The sequence below is a fragment of the Nitrospinota bacterium genome (genome assembly GCA_016217735.1).
Taxonomy (GTDB): domain Bacteria; phylum Nitrospinota_A; class UBA7883; order JACRGQ01; family JACRGQ01; genus JACRGQ01.
Map to the genome: position 1 here is coordinate 60,286 of JACRGQ010000042.1, position 14,824 is coordinate 75,109.

General features: G+C 58.0%; 13 protein-coding genes. 9 read left to right on the top strand and 4 right to left on the bottom strand.

Translation table 11 applies throughout. The annotated features are described in order from the left end of the window. Positions 1-5: 5 nt before the first annotated feature. Genes HZA03_06950 through HZA03_06960 form a run of 3 tightly spaced genes read right to left on the bottom strand, consistent with a single transcriptional unit; the run spans position 6 to position 2,668 of the window. Positions 6-1,256 carry a 3-deoxy-D-manno-octulosonic acid transferase gene (locus tag HZA03_06950; protein ID MBI5637687.1) on the bottom strand — a complete coding sequence of 417 codons (1,251 nt, stop codon included), beginning with the start codon at positions 1,254-1,256 and terminating at the stop codon, positions 6-8. Continuing rightward, positions 1,253-1,897 (bottom strand): lysophospholipid acyltransferase family protein, encoded by a 645-nt coding sequence (locus HZA03_06955; GenBank protein ID MBI5637688.1) that lies wholly within the window; start codon positions 1,895-1,897, stop codon positions 1,253-1,255. The genes HZA03_06950 and HZA03_06955 overlap by 4 nt, the downstream gene beginning before the upstream one ends. A 15-nt stretch (positions 1,898-1,912) precedes the next feature. Beyond that, positions 1,913-2,668 carry a slipin family protein gene (locus HZA03_06960; protein MBI5637689.1) on the bottom strand — a complete coding sequence of 252 codons (756 nt, stop codon included), beginning with the start codon at positions 2,666-2,668 and terminating at the stop codon, positions 1,913-1,915. A gap of 204 nt (positions 2,669-2,872) precedes the next feature. Between HZA03_06960 and HZA03_06965 the strand changes: the two genes are divergently transcribed. From HZA03_06965 to HZA03_07005, 9 genes are all read left to right on the top strand, one after another. Then, positions 2,873-3,481, top strand: coding sequence for a hypothetical protein (locus HZA03_06965; GenBank protein ID MBI5637690.1), 609 nt, complete (start codon positions 2,873-2,875; stop codon positions 3,479-3,481). Positions 3,482-3,541: 60 nt separating this feature from the next. Further along, on the top strand, positions 3,542-5,467 hold the full coding sequence (gene feoB / locus HZA03_06970) for a ferrous iron transport protein B (GenBank protein MBI5637691.1): 1,926 nt from the start codon (positions 3,542-3,544) through the stop codon (positions 5,465-5,467). A gap of 4 nt (positions 5,468-5,471) precedes the next feature. Then, positions 5,472-6,146, top strand: a complete 675-nt coding sequence (locus HZA03_06975; GenBank protein ID MBI5637692.1) for a metal-dependent transcriptional regulator — start codon at positions 5,472-5,474, stop codon at positions 6,144-6,146. 108 nt (positions 6,147-6,254) lie between these two features. After that, positions 6,255-7,127, top strand: a complete 873-nt coding sequence (locus HZA03_06980) for a response regulator (GenBank protein MBI5637693.1) — start codon at positions 6,255-6,257, stop codon at positions 7,125-7,127. 100 nt (positions 7,128-7,227) lie between these two features. Then, positions 7,228-8,823 carry an ABC-F family ATP-binding cassette domain-containing protein gene (locus HZA03_06985; GenBank protein MBI5637694.1) on the top strand — a complete coding sequence of 532 codons (1,596 nt, stop codon included), beginning with the start codon at positions 7,228-7,230 and terminating at the stop codon, positions 8,821-8,823. 115 nt (positions 8,824-8,938) lie between these two features. After that, complete coding sequence (locus HZA03_06990; GenBank protein MBI5637695.1) at positions 8,939-10,279, top strand: hypothetical protein; 1,341 nt, start codon at positions 8,939-8,941, stop codon at positions 10,277-10,279. A 204-nt stretch (positions 10,280-10,483) separates the two neighbouring features. Then, positions 10,484-11,887 carry a sodium:alanine symporter family protein gene (locus HZA03_06995; GenBank protein MBI5637696.1) on the top strand — a complete coding sequence of 468 codons (1,404 nt, stop codon included), beginning with the start codon at positions 10,484-10,486 and terminating at the stop codon, positions 11,885-11,887. An 85-nt stretch (positions 11,888-11,972) separates the two neighbouring features. Next, a complete protein-coding gene (locus HZA03_07000; protein ID MBI5637697.1) occupies positions 11,973-13,073 on the top strand; it encodes a tetratricopeptide repeat protein in 1,101 nt (366 codons plus the stop codon). A gap of 125 nt (positions 13,074-13,198) precedes the next feature. Beyond that, entirely contained in the window at positions 13,199-14,413 is a 1,215-nt protein-coding gene (locus HZA03_07005) for an HD-GYP domain-containing protein (protein MBI5637698.1), read from the top strand. 33 nt (positions 14,414-14,446) lie between these two features. On the opposite strand, the gene HZA03_07010 is transcribed toward HZA03_07005, so the two are convergent. Then, a complete protein-coding gene (locus HZA03_07010) occupies positions 14,447-14,701 on the bottom strand; it encodes a hypothetical protein (GenBank protein ID MBI5637699.1) in 255 nt (84 codons plus the stop codon). Positions 14,702-14,824 lie beyond the last annotated feature (123 nt).

Below are 14,824 nucleotides of genomic sequence, written 5' to 3' on the forward strand. Positions count from 1 at the left end.
GCCCCTTATTGTAATAAACTATCTATGGCGGCGGCGGTTTTTTGCAGGGCGCCGCTGTTTTGGATTAAAAGCTCCCGCCCGCGCGCTCCCGCCTCGCGGGCGGCGGCGGGGTTTCGCAGCCAGCGGCGGAGAGCGTCTTTCAGCGCGTCGGCATCGGCTGCGCTGACGGCCGCCCCGGCGTTCAGGAAAAGGGAGGAGATTTCGCGGAAATTTTCCATGTGCGGGCCGAAGACGGCCGGCACTTCCCATCCGGCCGGCTCCAGCGGATTTTGCCCTCCGTGGGGAACAAAGCTTCCACCCATCACGGCTATCGCCGCGCCGCCGTAAAGCCGGGCCAACTCGCCTATGGTGTCGAGGATAAGGAGGCCGCCGCCGGTGTCCCTCTCGGTTCGCAGCCGGGGGAGAAAGCCCGCCTCGCGGCAGAGCGCCGCCACTTTTTGCGCCCGTTCGATATGGCGTGGCACGATGACCGGGAAGAGGGAAAGCCCCTCGGCGATCAGCTCCTTTGTTACACGGCAGAATATCGCATCTTCCCCCGGATGGGTGCTGGCGAAGATGACGGCGGGGATGTTTTCCGGCAGGCCGAATCCGGCGGCGATGGTTTGCTTTTCTGAAAGGTCTGGCAACGGGCGGTCGAATTTTATGTTGCCGCCAACACGCACCGCCCCGGGTAACGCCCCCAACGCGGTGATCCGTCCGGCATCGTCGGCCGATTGCATCAGCAGCAGGTCGAAATCGCGCAACACGGGGCCGAGGAACCGTTTCATTCGCCGATAGTTGCCGAAGGAGCGGTCGGATATCCGCCCGTTTATCAGCACGGTTTTCACCCCCCGGCGGCGGGCTTGGCGCATAAAATTGGGCCATATCTCCGTTTCCATGAAAACCGCGGCGGCGGGGGCGAAGAGGACGAGGGCGCGCGCCACCGCGAAGGGGAAATCAAAGGGGAAATAGACGCAAAATGCTTTCCCGGCAAGGCGGGTTTGGGCCACCTTCATCCCGGTTTGGGTGCTGACGGAGAAGACGATGGGGCGTTTTTGGCTTCGGGCCAGCAGCTCCACCAGCGGCACGGCGGCGTTGGTTTCCCCCACGGAGACGGCGTGTATCCAGATGCCGCCGGTGGGCGGGTTTTCAAAAAGGTATGCGCCAAATTTTTGCCGGAGGCTTTCGGCGGTCTCTTTGCCGGTGACAAAGCGCCAGAGGAGAAAGGGGATGATGAGCGGCATCGCCAATAGCAATGTGAGATTGTAAAGGATCATCCCGAAAAACCGTCCGCCTCCGCGGTCACCCGCAGCAGAGCCGCCTCCAGTTCCTTGCGTTTATCCTCCATTCCTTCCTTCGTGATGTCTTTCGGGACTTCAATCGGATCGCCGTAAACCACATTCACGCGGGAGAAGGGGAGGGGGAAGATGGTTTTATCCCACGAGTTGAGATTCTTTTTCCATTCGGCTCCCCACGCCAACGGCACGATCTTGAGGCCGGTGAGTTTCGCCAGGTAGATCGCGCCGGACTGCGCGATGAGGGCCGGGCCGCGGCTGCCATCGGCGATCATGGCGGCGGTTGCCCCCCCGCGGAGTTTTCTGGCCAAGGCGATGAGTGCCCGCGCCCCATGCCGGAACGACGAGCCGCGGACGGTGAAATAACCGAACAGCCGCAGCGTGCCGTGAATGATTTCGCCGTCGCCGCTGGGGGAGACCAGCGCGTGGAGGTTGCGTTGCCGCCGCAGGTGCCACGGCATATAAAAGATGCGGTTGTGCCAGAAGACGAAAATGCAGGGATTTTCGGAGGCGTACTTTTGCGTATCGGCGCCGAAGACGCGGGGGCGGAGCGTGATTGAGGTCAGCAACAACCACCAGTACGCGAGGAACGGAACAACCGTTCCGTTAAGGAACCGCTTCATTCCCCGCGATCCGCCTCAATCCTTGTCCGCCCGCGCGTTTTTGAGGAAGGAACTGATCATGTCGATCGGGACGGGGAAGATGGTGACGGAGTTGTTTTCGGTGGCGATCTCGCTCAGCGTTTGGAGATAGCGCAGTTGCAGGGTGGAAGGATGCCGTCCCATCATCTCGGCCGCGGCCAGCAGTTTTTCGGCCGCCTGCAGCTCGCCTTCGGCGTTGATGATCTTGGCGCGGCGCTCGCGTTCCGCCTCGGCCTGTTTGGCCATGGCGCGTTTCATTTCCTGCGGCAGGTCCACATGTTTGATGGCGACGGAGGTCACCTTGATGCCCCACGGGTCGGCCTGCTGGTCCAGCAGTTCCCGCAGGCGGGCGTTAAGCTGCGCCTGATCCGCCAGCACATCGTCCATTTCGTGCTGGCCGATGGTGGCGCGCAGGGTTGTTTGGGCCATCAGCGAGGTATTGTAATGGTAGTCCCCCACGGTGAGCACCGCTTTCTCGGCATCCACCACGCGGTACATCACCACGGCGTTCACCGCCATCGATACGTTGTCGCGGGTGATGATGTCCTGCGCCGGCACGTCGAGGGCGATGATCCGCATATCCACCCGCACCATTGTCATGACGCCGGGGAGGAGCAGTTTCAGCCCCCCGTCGTAGGTGGCGAAGTATTTGCCGAAGAAGAACACCACGCCGCGCTGGTATTGATATATGATTCTGATTGAACTGGAAATAACCATGGCCAGCAGGATGCCAATCGCGATCAGGGTAACCATATTGTTCTCCATAAATGAAACTTCATATTAACACAGTCCATCGCCTTCCCGCCGGGGCAATGACGGTAAAATTCCCCGGAGAACGCCGGGTTGCTCCCGCCGCATGAGCCTGTCACGGCTATACCGGTAAACCGTCTTATCTGGAAATAGGTGGATGCAAATCAACATTTGATAAGCTTGCGGCAAATCCCTATAATCATGAAAATGAAAATGAACGTCCGTTTTCTGGCTCTGGGCTTGCTGCTCATCATCGCCGCGGGGTGCGCGGGAAAAAGCACGAGAGTCGATTTTTCCATGGCGCACGATAAGATACTGGACGACGTGAAGCGGAACGTCCGCACCGGGAAGATCTACCGTGACCTCGATACCATCCTCATCGCCGATGTTTTCCATTACGATCAGCGGATAAAGCGGGACTTTATCGCGGCCATCCGCGGCGAAGGGCGGGTCGACGCCGAGCAGGCCGATAAAATGCTGGCCGAATCGCAAGCCAACGAACAGAAGGAATTGGAATTTCTGGCTGGCGTGTATACGGGCGACAAGCGGTGGAACGATCTGGAAAAGAAAGACTCCATGTGGAAAGTGGCGCTGCAAGCGCCCGATGGCCGGTGGATAGCTCCGTCATCCATTGAAAAGCTGAAGCTGGACAAAATGCAGGATGCATGGCTTTTTCCGTTTCTTACGGAGTGGAAGTTCATCTATCGCATCACCTTTCCCAGGCAGGAGCTTGCCGGTGCCGCCAACTACACGCTTCGCTTTACCTCCGTGGTGGGGGAAGCCGCTTTTACCTGGGATATTGGCGGCAAGCAATAGGGCGGAAATGCGTTTCCGCCGTTCTCCCGCCGATGGCGGGGGGAAAGGGTTTTCGTGGTAATGCCTGAACCACACAAGAAAAAGATTGCCATCATCGGGCCGCCGAACGTCGGCAAGAGCACGCTCTTCAACAAATTTTCCCGCTCTTACAGCGTGGTGGCGAATTACCCGCAGACCACCATCGAGACCTTCCGCAAGGAGGTCTCCTTCGCCGGCGGGCGTTACGAGCTGATTGACACGCCCGGCCTGTTTTCGCTCTATGGGGTGTCCGAAGACGAGGCTGTGGCGCGCGCCGTGCTTTTGAACGAACATCCCGCGATGGTGATTTTCTGCGGCGACGCCACCAACGTCAAACGGACGCTCATCATGCTGATGCAGGCGCTGGAGATGGAGTTGCCGGCCGTTTTTTGCCTGAACAAGATGGACGAGGCGGGGCGCAAAGGTATCAGCATCGACCGTGAACAGTTGGCGCGGGGAGTTGGCGTTCCGGTGACGCTCACCGCCGCCGTACATGGCGCGGGCCTTCAGGAACTGGAAGAGGCGGTTCGGCATATATCCCCGCGGCCGCCGCTTCTCCGCTATACCCCCGCGGTGGAAAAAGCGCTGGATGAAATGAAAGGGTTTTTTCCGGCATCGGACGCGCCGCCGCGCGGCCTGTTGCTGATGCTGCTGTTGGAGGAGGGAGCGGCCGCCGCCACGCTGACGGATCGCCACGGCGGCGAGTTGGCGGCGAAAGCTGAAGCGGTGCGCGAGCGGTTGTACCGGACCGGCTCTTCCCTGCTGGTGAAAAACGCCGTCTTCAAGGCGCGTGAAGAATGGGCCGACGCCCTTATAGCCAAAGCGGTGCGCCGCGAGGCCGCCGGCGCGAAAAGTTTCGCCAGCGAGGCGGCGCGCCTTTCGCGCCATCCGTTCTACGGCATACCGCTCCTTATCGGTGTGCTATGGGCCACCTTCCAGGGGGTGGCGCGCATCTCCACCGCGCTGGCCGCCTTCCTTGACGCGCTTATTTTCGTGCCCGCCGCCGAATCTATCGGCCGCCTCGCGCCCAACGATTTCCTGCGCGAGTTTCTCGTCGGCAATTTCGGCGTTGTCACGATGGGGGTGTTCAACGCCATCGGCACGGTGGTGCCGATACTGCTGGTTTTCTTTCTCATCATCAATTTTCTGGAAGAAGTCGGCTATCTGCCGAACCTCGGGGTGCTGTTGAACCGCATGCTCGCCCCGATGGGGTTGAGCGGCAAAGCGGTAATGCCGATGGTGCTCGGCTTCGGATGCAACACCATCGCCACGATGGCCAGCCGGATGCTGGAGACGAAAAAGGAGCGGCTCATTGCTTCGTTTCTCATCGCGCTGGGGGTTCCTTGCGCCGTGCAGCTCGGCATTCTGCTCGCCATTCTTGCCACCGCGCCGTTTTCAGCGTTGCTCATCGTCATCACGGCCATCGTGTTCACGCAGGTGGGCGTGGGGCTGTTGCTCAACCGGCTGATTCCCACGCAACGCCGCGCCGATTTCATCATGGATCTCCCCACGTTCTATGCGCCGGATTGGCGGAATATCGCCCGTAAAACGTACTTCCGCATCAAGTGGTTTTTGGACGAGGCGTTGCCGATGTTCATGGCGGCGTCGCTTTTCATGTTTATGCTGGAAAAAACCGGTATGTTGGCCGCCATCGAGCGCTGGGCAAAGCCGGTTGTTACCGGCATCCTCACCCTGCCGGACAAGACGACAGAGGTTTTTATTCTCGTGTTGGCGCGGCGCGAGATCGGCGCGCTCCATTTCAAGGATATGGTCGATACCGGCCTGATGGATTACACGCAGACGGTGGTGGGGCTTGTCGTCATCACGTTGTTCATTCCCTGCGCATCCAATACAATGGTGATGGTCAAGGAACTTGGCCTGCGGTGGGCCGCCGCCATCAACGTGGCGATTATCGCCATCGCCGTGGCGGTGGGAGGCGGATTGAATTTCCTCATGCGGTTGGGATGAACAAATGGAACTGGTAAAACACCACAAGGATCACACCAAAGACGAATTGCTGGAGATGCTTTGGCATCTCGGCGAGAAGGGGCGGCTTACCCTTAACTCGCTCAAGGAGACAGATCCCGAAAACATATTTGGCGCGGCGCTTGGAGAATTGGCCGCGGCGGGGACGGTGCAGATAGAAGGCGACAGAATATCGCTCACGCAAAAAGGGCAAGCAACGGCGCGCGACATCATCCGCCGGCACCGGCTGGCGGAGCGGCTGATCAATGACGTGCTGGGGGAGAAGGCCAAAAATCCCGATCTGGCCGCCTGCGAGTTCGAGCATATCCTCGCGCCGGAGCTGGTCGACTCCATCTGCATCCTGCTGGGGCATCCCCGCACCTGCCCGCACGGCAAGGAGATACCGGAGGGCGCCTGCTGCCGCGCCGCGAAGGACGAGATAAAGAGCCTCGTCATGCCGCTGACCGAATTGAAGATCGGCGTCGCCGCGCGGGTGGCGGGCATCAATACCAAAGACGAGCCGCGTATGCACAAACTGCTGGCGATGGGAATCACGCCGGGAACGTCGGTCAAGGTGCATCAGAAGTACCCCGCGCTGGTGATAGAGGCCGACCAAAGCCAGATCGCTTTGGAAAACGCCGTTGCGGAAGAGATTGTCGTCTGGCGTCCCGCCGAAAAATAGGCCGTTTTCCGTGGATTATGGGCCTAAGCCGTGGTATATTTAATGTACAAGTATATTACATTACGAGGGGTGCAATGTTAATTGGCGATACGAAAAAAAACGTCCTGATTGGTGGAAGACGACGACGTATGGCGGATGGTCGCCCGCGCCTACCTTGAACGTAACAACTGCCGCGTGATAGAGGCCGAAGACGGCCGGATCGGCCTCGAAAAGTATCGCCGCATCGGTGAAGACCTGCATGCCGTAGTTTCAGATGTCCGGATGCCCCACCTGTCGGGGTACGATCTGGCGCGGATTAACGCCGCGGAGCATTTTCTGCCGTTCGTTCTTTGCACATCCCTTTGCGACCCTGAGACCGCCCGCGAGGCATTCCGCCACGGGGTGGAGGATGTTTTGGTAAAGCCGGTGGAAGAACGGCAGCTTGTCAAAGTAATAAAGTCGGCTATGTTGCGCCGCCGTTACGGCACGGCGTCGGCGGAAAATGTCGTGGAAGCGGCGGGATCGCGCATAACCATTCCCGCGCGCCTGTGTGACGTGATGAACGTGAAGGCGTGGCTGGCCGGGAAGGTGGGGCATCTGTTCACCAGCCAGGAGACGCGGATGTACCTCCATTACGCCCATGAATTCATAATGAACGCCTACGAACACGGAAGTCTCGGTTTTTATGAGGCCGAAAAGGGTCGCTTGATGGATGAAGGAACGTATGAAGCTGAACTGTTAAAGCGGGAGGCCGGATGCCCCCTTGCGATAACATTGGAGTTTGTCAAAATTGACGACCTCATAATGTTGACCGTGAGCGATGGCGGGCGGGGTTTCGACCATGTCCCGTACATGAACTTCCGTCCTGAACATGACCTCAAACGCCTTTTGATGCTCAACGGCAGGGGCATCCTGATGGGGCGGCATTATTTCGATCATATCCGCTATGAAAACCGCGGAGCCGCGGTGTCACTGTTCAAGCAGGTATTCAACAGGCACTAATCCTCGGCGTATTCATTTAACCCCTTCCAAATCAGCCGTTCGGCTGGTAGTATAGCTCCCTTCAATTAAAGCGATATATAACCTTAAGGCGGATAACGGCATGATACAAATAAGCAATCTCACCAAATCCTACGGCAAGCAGGTGCTGTACAACGATATTACCCTCAGCATCGCCCCGCGCGAAAAAGTCGGCTTTGTGGGGCGCAACGGCAGCGGCAAGTCGACGCTGTTCCGCCTCATCCTGGGGGAGGAGCAGCCCGATAGCGGCATCATCGGCATACCCAAGGGATACAGGATCGGCACGCTGGAGCAGCACCTGAAGTTCACCGAAAAAACGGTGCTGGAAGAGGTGGCTACCGCCCTTTCCGAAGACGAAATGTACGATCATTGGAAGGCGGAAAAGATTCTTTTCGGCCTTGGCTTCGGCGAAGCGGACATGGAAAAATCGCCGGAAAGTTTTTCCGGCGGCTACCAGATACGGATGAACCTGGCGAAGCTGCTGGTGCAAAATCCCAACATGCTGCTGCTGGACGAACCGACCAACTACCTTGATATCGTCAGCCTCCGCTGGCTGAAAAGTTTTCTGCGCTCCTTTCAGGGGGAGGTCATCATTATTACGCACGACCGCGGCTTTATGGACGAAGTGACCACCCACACCATGGGGATTGTCCGCCGCCAGCTCCGCAAGCTGAAAGGGGATACCGTCACGTTCTTCGAGACGCTCGACCATGAGGATGAGATACACGAAAAGACACGCCTCAATCAGGAGAAGAGGATAAAGGAAATCGAGGAGTTTGTTGCGCGCAACAAGGCGCGCGCCAGTTCCGCGTCCCGCGCCCAGTCGCGCCTCAAGCTGCTGGACAAAATGGAGCGGATAGAGAAGCTGGATCACGACGCGATGCTCGCCTTCCGCTTCAATCATGACAAGTGTCCCGGCAAGATTGTGATGGAGGCGCGCGACTTGTCGTTCTCCTACGATGGCAATCCTGATAGCGCGCTGTTCAAGGATCTGACGTTCGCGGTGGGAGCGCGGGACCGCATCGCCATCATCGGGAAAAACGGCAAGGGGAAATCAACGCTGCTGAACGTTCTCGGCGGCGAACTGAAACCGCTCACCGGCGGGATAAGCACGCACCCCAGCATGAAGATCGGCCACTTCGGGCAGACGAATATCCAGCGGCTCGACCTTGAAAGCAACGTTTTGGAGGAATTGAGCAAGGCGAACCCGTCGATGAACAACCAGCATCTTAGGTGCCTTGCCGGCGCGATGATGTTCCCCGGCGACGCGGCGGAAAAGTTCATCAAAGTGCTCTCCGGCGGCGAGCGGAGCCGCGTGCTGCTGGGCAAGATACTGGCCAACCCGACGAACCTCCTGCTCCTCGACGAACCGACCAACCACCTCGACATGGAATCGATAGAAGAGCTCACCGAACAGCTCGACGAGTATGAAGGGGCGGTCATCATCGTCACCCACAGCGAAATGATTTTGCGCGACATCGCCACCAAGCTGATCGTTTTCAATGAAGGGAAGGCGCAGCTTTTTCTGGGGAATTATGACGACTTCCTCGAAAAAATTGGCTGGGAAGACGAGCCAAAAGCCAAAAAGAAAGAGGACAGGGAGAAGAAGGGGGACGAACCGGATGCCGTCTCCGCCGCGCCAAAGTCCAAAAAGGGGCGCGAGCGCGGCTTTGCATAAATTGGCCAATACCGTTACACTGGTAACGGGCGTTTGAGCTGGCCCGCGGACACGGCAGAATACGCCGGAGTACCTGTTTATTAAACCGCACCGCTTTTCTCCGGAGGTGATATTCATGGGTTCAAAACCGATTGTGGGGCGCGCCGTTTTTTATTCCGCGTTAATGTTTTTTTTGGCTGTGGCGGTGTTTGTCGCCGGTTGTGTGCCGCCAAAGAATAAGACCCCCAAATCGGATGCCGTGACTTCGGCGCCTGAAGCCGCCGCACCGGCGGCTGTTCCTGTGCCGTCTGTTGCCGCCACCGCACCGGTGGCGGCTCCCACACCGCCCCCTGCCACCGCGCCTGATGTTACCGCGTCGCCCTTATGGCAAAACATGGAGCGGCTTGAGCGGGAGGCCGGCAAATTCGGTCTGATAACCGTCACCGCCATTCAGATGGAAAAAAGCGGCCAGCGGTCTTCCGCCCCCAACACGGAGCGCTATGAAATAAGCATGGATGTTACGGGGCGCATTCGCAAGCCGTCCGCCGACGCGGTGATGAATCTCGACGCGTTTCCCGCGCTCATCGCCGGTGTGGAGGCGACGGATCTGCGGGAAGGAAAGCGGGGGGAAATTTTTGTTTCGACATTTCTTTCCGGCAAGGGACGCGCCGGGTGGCGCATGCAGTCACCGGATGGAAGCGTATCCTTCGTGAGCCAAAAGCTTCGTTTGTACGTCGACGTTCCCGGTACGCAGGATGTTGTGAACCTGCGCCTTCAAAGAGCCTTTAAGAAAGGGAATGGCGACCTGCTCAACAAGATCGATGATTTGGCGGAAAATGTAAAACAGGCCAAAAAGCTGCTTGAAAATATTGATCAAGAAGCCGCCCTTGGCCAAGGAGGAAGCGCGGCTCCCTGGGCTGGCGTGAGTGATTGCGCGGCGGTAAAAGGCGAAGCAAAGAACGGAGTTTGCTATCCCACCGATGAGTCGTGGCGAATTATAAGGGAACGCACCGCCGCGCTGACCGCCTATAGATGGTCAGAAACCGTAACGTTGCGGTTTGCCGGAGGGGCGGGGGAACGCAAAGAGGATGCCCCCTCCGCCAAAACGCAACCGGCTGTTGAAGCCCCGAAGCCCGTCGAAGCGGCAAAGCCGGCGGAAGCCCCGAAGCCCGTCGAAGCGGCAAAACCGGCGGAGGCTCCGAAGCCCGTCGAAGCGGTAAAGCCGGTGGAAGCCCCGAAGCCCGTCGAAGCGGCAAAACCGGCGGAGGCTCCGAAGCCCGTCGAAGCGGTAAAGCCGGTGGAAGCCCCGAAGCCCGTCGAAGCGGCAAAGCCGGCGGAAGCCCCGAAGCCCGTCAAAGCGCCCACAGCTCAACAAGAACCCGCAAAGAAACCGATCCCCAAGAAGGGTGAGGTTAAGCCGAAAGATGGCGAAAGCGGTAAGCCGTTATACGATTTGAGCGACGTGCTGGGCAAATAAGCAGCCCGGCGCCAGCGATCAGATTTTAGACCACCGCGGGCGGCGGGGCGCGGTACGCTTAGATACAGGCGGGACATGAAAGCATGATTCGACTTCATAGTGACGGCGGTCGGCTGTCCACCAGGGAAAATAAAGTTCAAAGGGGTGAGCTTTGGCATCGCCGCAGTGCGGTTTTTTGTTTTGCTCTAGGTTATAATCGTGCCGATGCAGACGATACATGATGGGGTAAATTGGCTCAACGGTTACCTATGGGGACCGCTGATGCTGGCGCTCCTGTTTGGCACCCATTTGTTTCTTACATTCCGCCTCCGTTTCATCCAGCGGTACACATGGCGCGGCATCCGCCTTTCCCTGTCGCGCGGCGAACATTCCGGCGAAGGCGACGTATCGCATTACGGCGCGCTCACCACGGCGCTGGCCGCCACCATAGGCACCGGCAATATCGTGGGTGTAGGCACCGCCGTGGCCATCGGCGGCCCCGGCGCGGTTTTGTGGATGTGGCTCACCGGTGTTTTTGGCATTGCCACCAAGTACGCCGAGGCGGTGCTTGCCGTGAAGTACCGGGTGAAGACCGAAGACGGCACGATGCTTGGCGGACCGATGTACGCCATCGAAAAAGGGATGGGGATGAAATGGCTGGCGGCGCTTTTCAGCGTTTTCACTTCAATCGCCGCTTTCGGCATCGGCAACATGGTGCAGTCGAACTCCATCGCCAGCCTTGCCCGCGACGAGTTCAGCATTTCCCCGTGGGTGACCGGCGGCGTGATAACGTTCATCACGGCGGTGGTGGTGTTGGGCGGCATCAAATGGATCGCGCGGGTATGCGAAGGGCTGGTGCCGCTGATGGCGTGTGTCTACATCGCGGGCTGTATCTATATTCTTCTCTACAACCTGCCGTACGTTATTCCCGCGCTGGGCCTCATTGTAAAATCCGCATTCACGCCGCAAGCGGCGGGCGGGGGCTTTGTGGGGGCCACTGTCATGATTGCGGCGCGGTACGGCATCGCGCGGGGGCTGTTCTCCAACGAATCGGGGCTTGGTTCCGCGCCGATAGTCGCGGCGGCCGCGAAAAGCAAAAACCCGGTGCAGCAGGCGCTGGTATCGGCAACCGGCACGTTTTGGGATACGGTGGTGATTTGCGCCCTGACGGGGCTTGTCCTGGTTACCACCATGATGCGCCAACCGGAAATGGTGGCGGGGCTGAATGGCGCGCTGCTCACCAAGGCGGTATTCGGCTATATTCCCGGCGTGGGCCAGCCGCTGTTGGTATTCGCCCTGCTGACCTTCGTTTTCTCCACCATTCTTGGGTGGTCGTATTATGGCGAACGCGCGGCCGAATACCTCCTTGGTAAAAAAATAATAATGCCGTACCGGGTGGGGTGGGTGGCCGCGGTGATGGTGGGGGCCGTGGTACCGCTGCCCCTGGTGTGGGATTTCGCCGACATGGCAAACGCATTGATGGCGATACCGAATCTTGCCTCGCTTATCGCGCTGAGCGGCATCATTGTGGCCGAAACGCGCCTTCATCTGTGGGACGCCGAACCCGCGGCGGCTGGCGGCGGATTTACGGTGCCGGAGCCGGTGCGCGTGGAGGAAGAAGAACCGTGATTTTCCTCCTCGATCTTTGTCTTGCCGCAGCGGGGGCGCGCTCCGCTAAAGCAATCCTGTTTTTTTAAATATTTCGGGGAAGGTAATGGGAAAACCGGTGCTGGCGTTCTTGGCGGTGTTGTTACTATGGGCAAACGCGGGCGCCCACGACCTTGTGATTCCCTCCGAACTGCCCAATTTACGCCAAGGGTTCGAGCTCGTGTATAACGAACAATATCCTGAGGCCGAAAAAATATTTCAGGAGTATATCAACAAATATCCTGACCGGCCGGAAGGCTATTTTCTGATGACGGGCCGTTACGCTGAATACATGAACGCCTATCATGACCGCTCGGCAATGGCGAAATTCAACGAGTGGGCGCGGCGAACCACGCAAAAGGCCGAGGCGTTTACCGCCAAGCATCCTGAAAGCCCGGTCGGCTATTTTTATCTGGGCAACCTCTACGGCTATATGGGGCTGTTGGACGCGCAGCAGCAAAACCTTGTTTCCGCATTTCTCAACGCGGTGAAAGCGAAGAAAAGCCTGGAGAAGGCGCTGGCGCTCGATCCCGCGGCGCATGACGCGTATTTCGGCCTCGGCTCCCTTTACTTTTACGGCAGCAAAAAGCATGTGGAAGAGGGGGGGATGGTCGGGTGGATCGTAAAAAAGTTTATCACCCATAACCGGGATATGCGGCAGGAGGGGATCGCCATGCTGCAAAAAGCGGTGGCTAACGGCGGAATTACCGCGGATACGGCTTTCAGCACGCTCATGTGGCTAATGATCATCGAGGAACGTTACGACGAGGCGCTGCCGATGGCGGTCGAGATGGAACGCCGTTGGCCCAAGGACAAGCACGGTCACTGGGCGCAGGGACGTATTCACCTGTTACGCGGTCAATGCGCTGAAGCCTCGCGGCATTTTGAGGGGATTGCCGACATCGTGAAGCAGCAGAGCGTCCCGCTTGACCGTTTTCCGGAAGTGGGTATCGCCCGTGAACTCTCTTCGCTCTGCGTTGAGAGCGGTACCGTGAGCCATGCCGAGCGCGAAGAGCGGATCAAGGCTCTCAAGGCGCGCCTGGCGGGAAACCCGAATATCCAGCTTGAGTACGCCAATTCAAAAGGGGTAGTGAAGGATTTTCTGAATTCCGTGAACGGTATGGAAAAACAACAGTTCATCCAGCGTGGAGATGGCGGGATAAAGTGACGGGGACAACGTGCAAGGTGTGGCGATGCGGCTGCTCCCGTTGAGGCAAATTGACGCGATGTTGTTTTGTGCGGTTGCGTCAATGCCGGCATCGCCTGCCGTTCAGCGGATAGGGATAACGGTCAATGATTAAGAGAATTAAAACAACCCAGTTGCGCCCCGGCATGTTCGTTCACGATTTCAACTGCGAATGGCTTGAAAACCCTTTTTTTGCCTCGCAACTGCTCATACAAGACGGCCGGATGATTGAAAAAATTTTCAAAGCCGGCATTCACGAACTCTATATCGATACCGCGAGAGGGATTGACCTGGCTGGCGGCATGGCCGAAGAGCAGGTGCGTAAGGAGATAGAGGCCGAGATAACAAAAATATCCAAAGATGAAGATGAAGGGGTTTCCCTGCCGATGGGGGAAGAACTCCATGCCGCCAAGAAAGTGCATGCCGCCGCGAAGAAAATCGTCACCAGCGTCATGCACGACGTTCGGATGGGAAAACAGGTGGAATTGGAGGCGGTAAACGGGGTGGTTGAGCAGATGGTCGATTCCATTTTTCGCAACCAAGGGGCGCTTTCGAGCCTGAGCCGGCTTAAGTCCAAGGACGAATACACCTTTTTCCACTCCGTCAATGTCTGTGTGCTGATGGTGGCCTTCGCGAAAGGGCTTGGCATGCCGCGTACGGTAATAAACCGGGCGGGAGTGGGGGCGTTGCTGCACGATGTGGGGAAAATGGCCGTGCCGCAGGGGATTTTGAACAAGGACGGGCGCTTGAGCGATGAAGAGTTCGCCCAGATGAAAAACCATGTGGTGCAAAGCCGCATTATCCTCGAAAAAACCCCCGGCATATCGCAAGAGGCGGTGGCGGTGGCATCGCAACACCATGAGCGCTTTGACGGCTCCGGCTATCCGGACAAGTTGGCAAGGGAGGAGATATCCGAGCTGGGACGCATGGCGGCCGTCGTGGACGTGTACGACGCCATCACTTCCGACCGGGTTTACCACCGGGGGCTTGATTCCGCCGAGGCGTTGCGCAAAATGTACGAATGGAGCAAATACCATTTTGACCCGAAAATGGTTGAGCTTTTCATTAAAGTGGTGGGGATTTATCCGGTGGGGACGGTGGTGCGGCTTCAAAGCGGTCTTGTTGGCGTGGTGAAGGAGCCGGGTACGGAAAACCTGCTCATGCCGATGGTGAAAGTTTTCTACGATAAGAAAAAAGAAGGCTACATCGAGCCGCGCGACATCGATCTGGCGAAACCGGACGGCGTGTCCGACCGGATTCTCGGGGCTGAAAGCGCCCAGAAGTACAAGATCAATCCGCTCGAGTTCGTCGGGCTGATTTAGCCGCCATCCGCCATGGCAGGCGGTGTCTTCATTTTATTTCCGCGGAATGGCGGGACGGGAAGGTTGCTTCTTGCGGACTGCGTTGACGAAGTATTCCAGCGCCTCGATATCTTTTTGGTCACCCTTGGCATAAATGATTTTCAGCTTGGCCGCCATGTCGATGAAATGTTTGCTTCGTTTTTCCCAAAGGGCTTTATTTTTCCCCCTCACGTGCGTATCCGGCAGCATTTCCCGCATGTCCACCCGATCCATATCCACTGATTTGCCCGTAATTACTAATCTATTCATAAGTAAGGCGACATTGTGATATACTGCCGTTCATGGAAACGAAAGACGGCAGAGGGTTAAGTCATGGGACACTGGAGGAGATTCGGGTACGGGCTGTGTGGCAGGTAGTAGAGGGTGGCGCGA

Excerpts from the sequence above, each read along its gene's own strand:
- HZA03_06990 (MBI5637695.1), top strand. The coding sequence starts at position 8,939 with ATGGGTTCAAAACCGATTGTGGGGCGCGCCGTTTTTTATTCCGCGTTA.
- HZA03_06965 (MBI5637690.1), top strand. The coding sequence starts at position 2,873 with ATGAAAATGAACGTCCGTTTTCTGGCTCTGGGCTTGCTGCTCATCATC.
- HZA03_06955 (MBI5637688.1), bottom strand. The coding sequence starts at position 1,897 with ATGAAGCGGTTCCTTAACGGAACGGTTGTTCCGTTCCTCGCGTACTGG.
- HZA03_06950 (MBI5637687.1), bottom strand. The coding sequence starts at position 1,256 with ATGATCCTTTACAATCTCACATTGCTATTGGCGATGCCGCTCATCATC.
- HZA03_06975 (MBI5637692.1), top strand. The coding sequence starts at position 5,472 with ATGGAACTGGTAAAACACCACAAGGATCACACCAAAGACGAATTGCTG.
- HZA03_07010 (MBI5637699.1), bottom strand. The coding sequence starts at position 14,701 with ATGAATAGATTAGTAATTACGGGCAAATCAGTGGATATGGATCGGGTG.
- HZA03_06960 (MBI5637689.1), bottom strand. The coding sequence starts at position 2,668 with ATGGTTACCCTGATCGCGATTGGCATCCTGCTGGCCATGGTTATTTCC.
- HZA03_07000 (MBI5637697.1), top strand. The coding sequence starts at position 11,973 with ATGGGAAAACCGGTGCTGGCGTTCTTGGCGGTGTTGTTACTATGGGCA.
- HZA03_06995 (MBI5637696.1), top strand. The coding sequence starts at position 10,484 with ATGCAGACGATACATGATGGGGTAAATTGGCTCAACGGTTACCTATGG.
- HZA03_06985 (MBI5637694.1), top strand. The coding sequence starts at position 7,228 with ATGATACAAATAAGCAATCTCACCAAATCCTACGGCAAGCAGGTGCTG.
- HZA03_07005 (MBI5637698.1), top strand. The coding sequence starts at position 13,199 with ATGATTAAGAGAATTAAAACAACCCAGTTGCGCCCCGGCATGTTCGTT.
- feoB (MBI5637691.1), top strand. The coding sequence starts at position 3,542 with ATGCCTGAACCACACAAGAAAAAGATTGCCATCATCGGGCCGCCGAAC.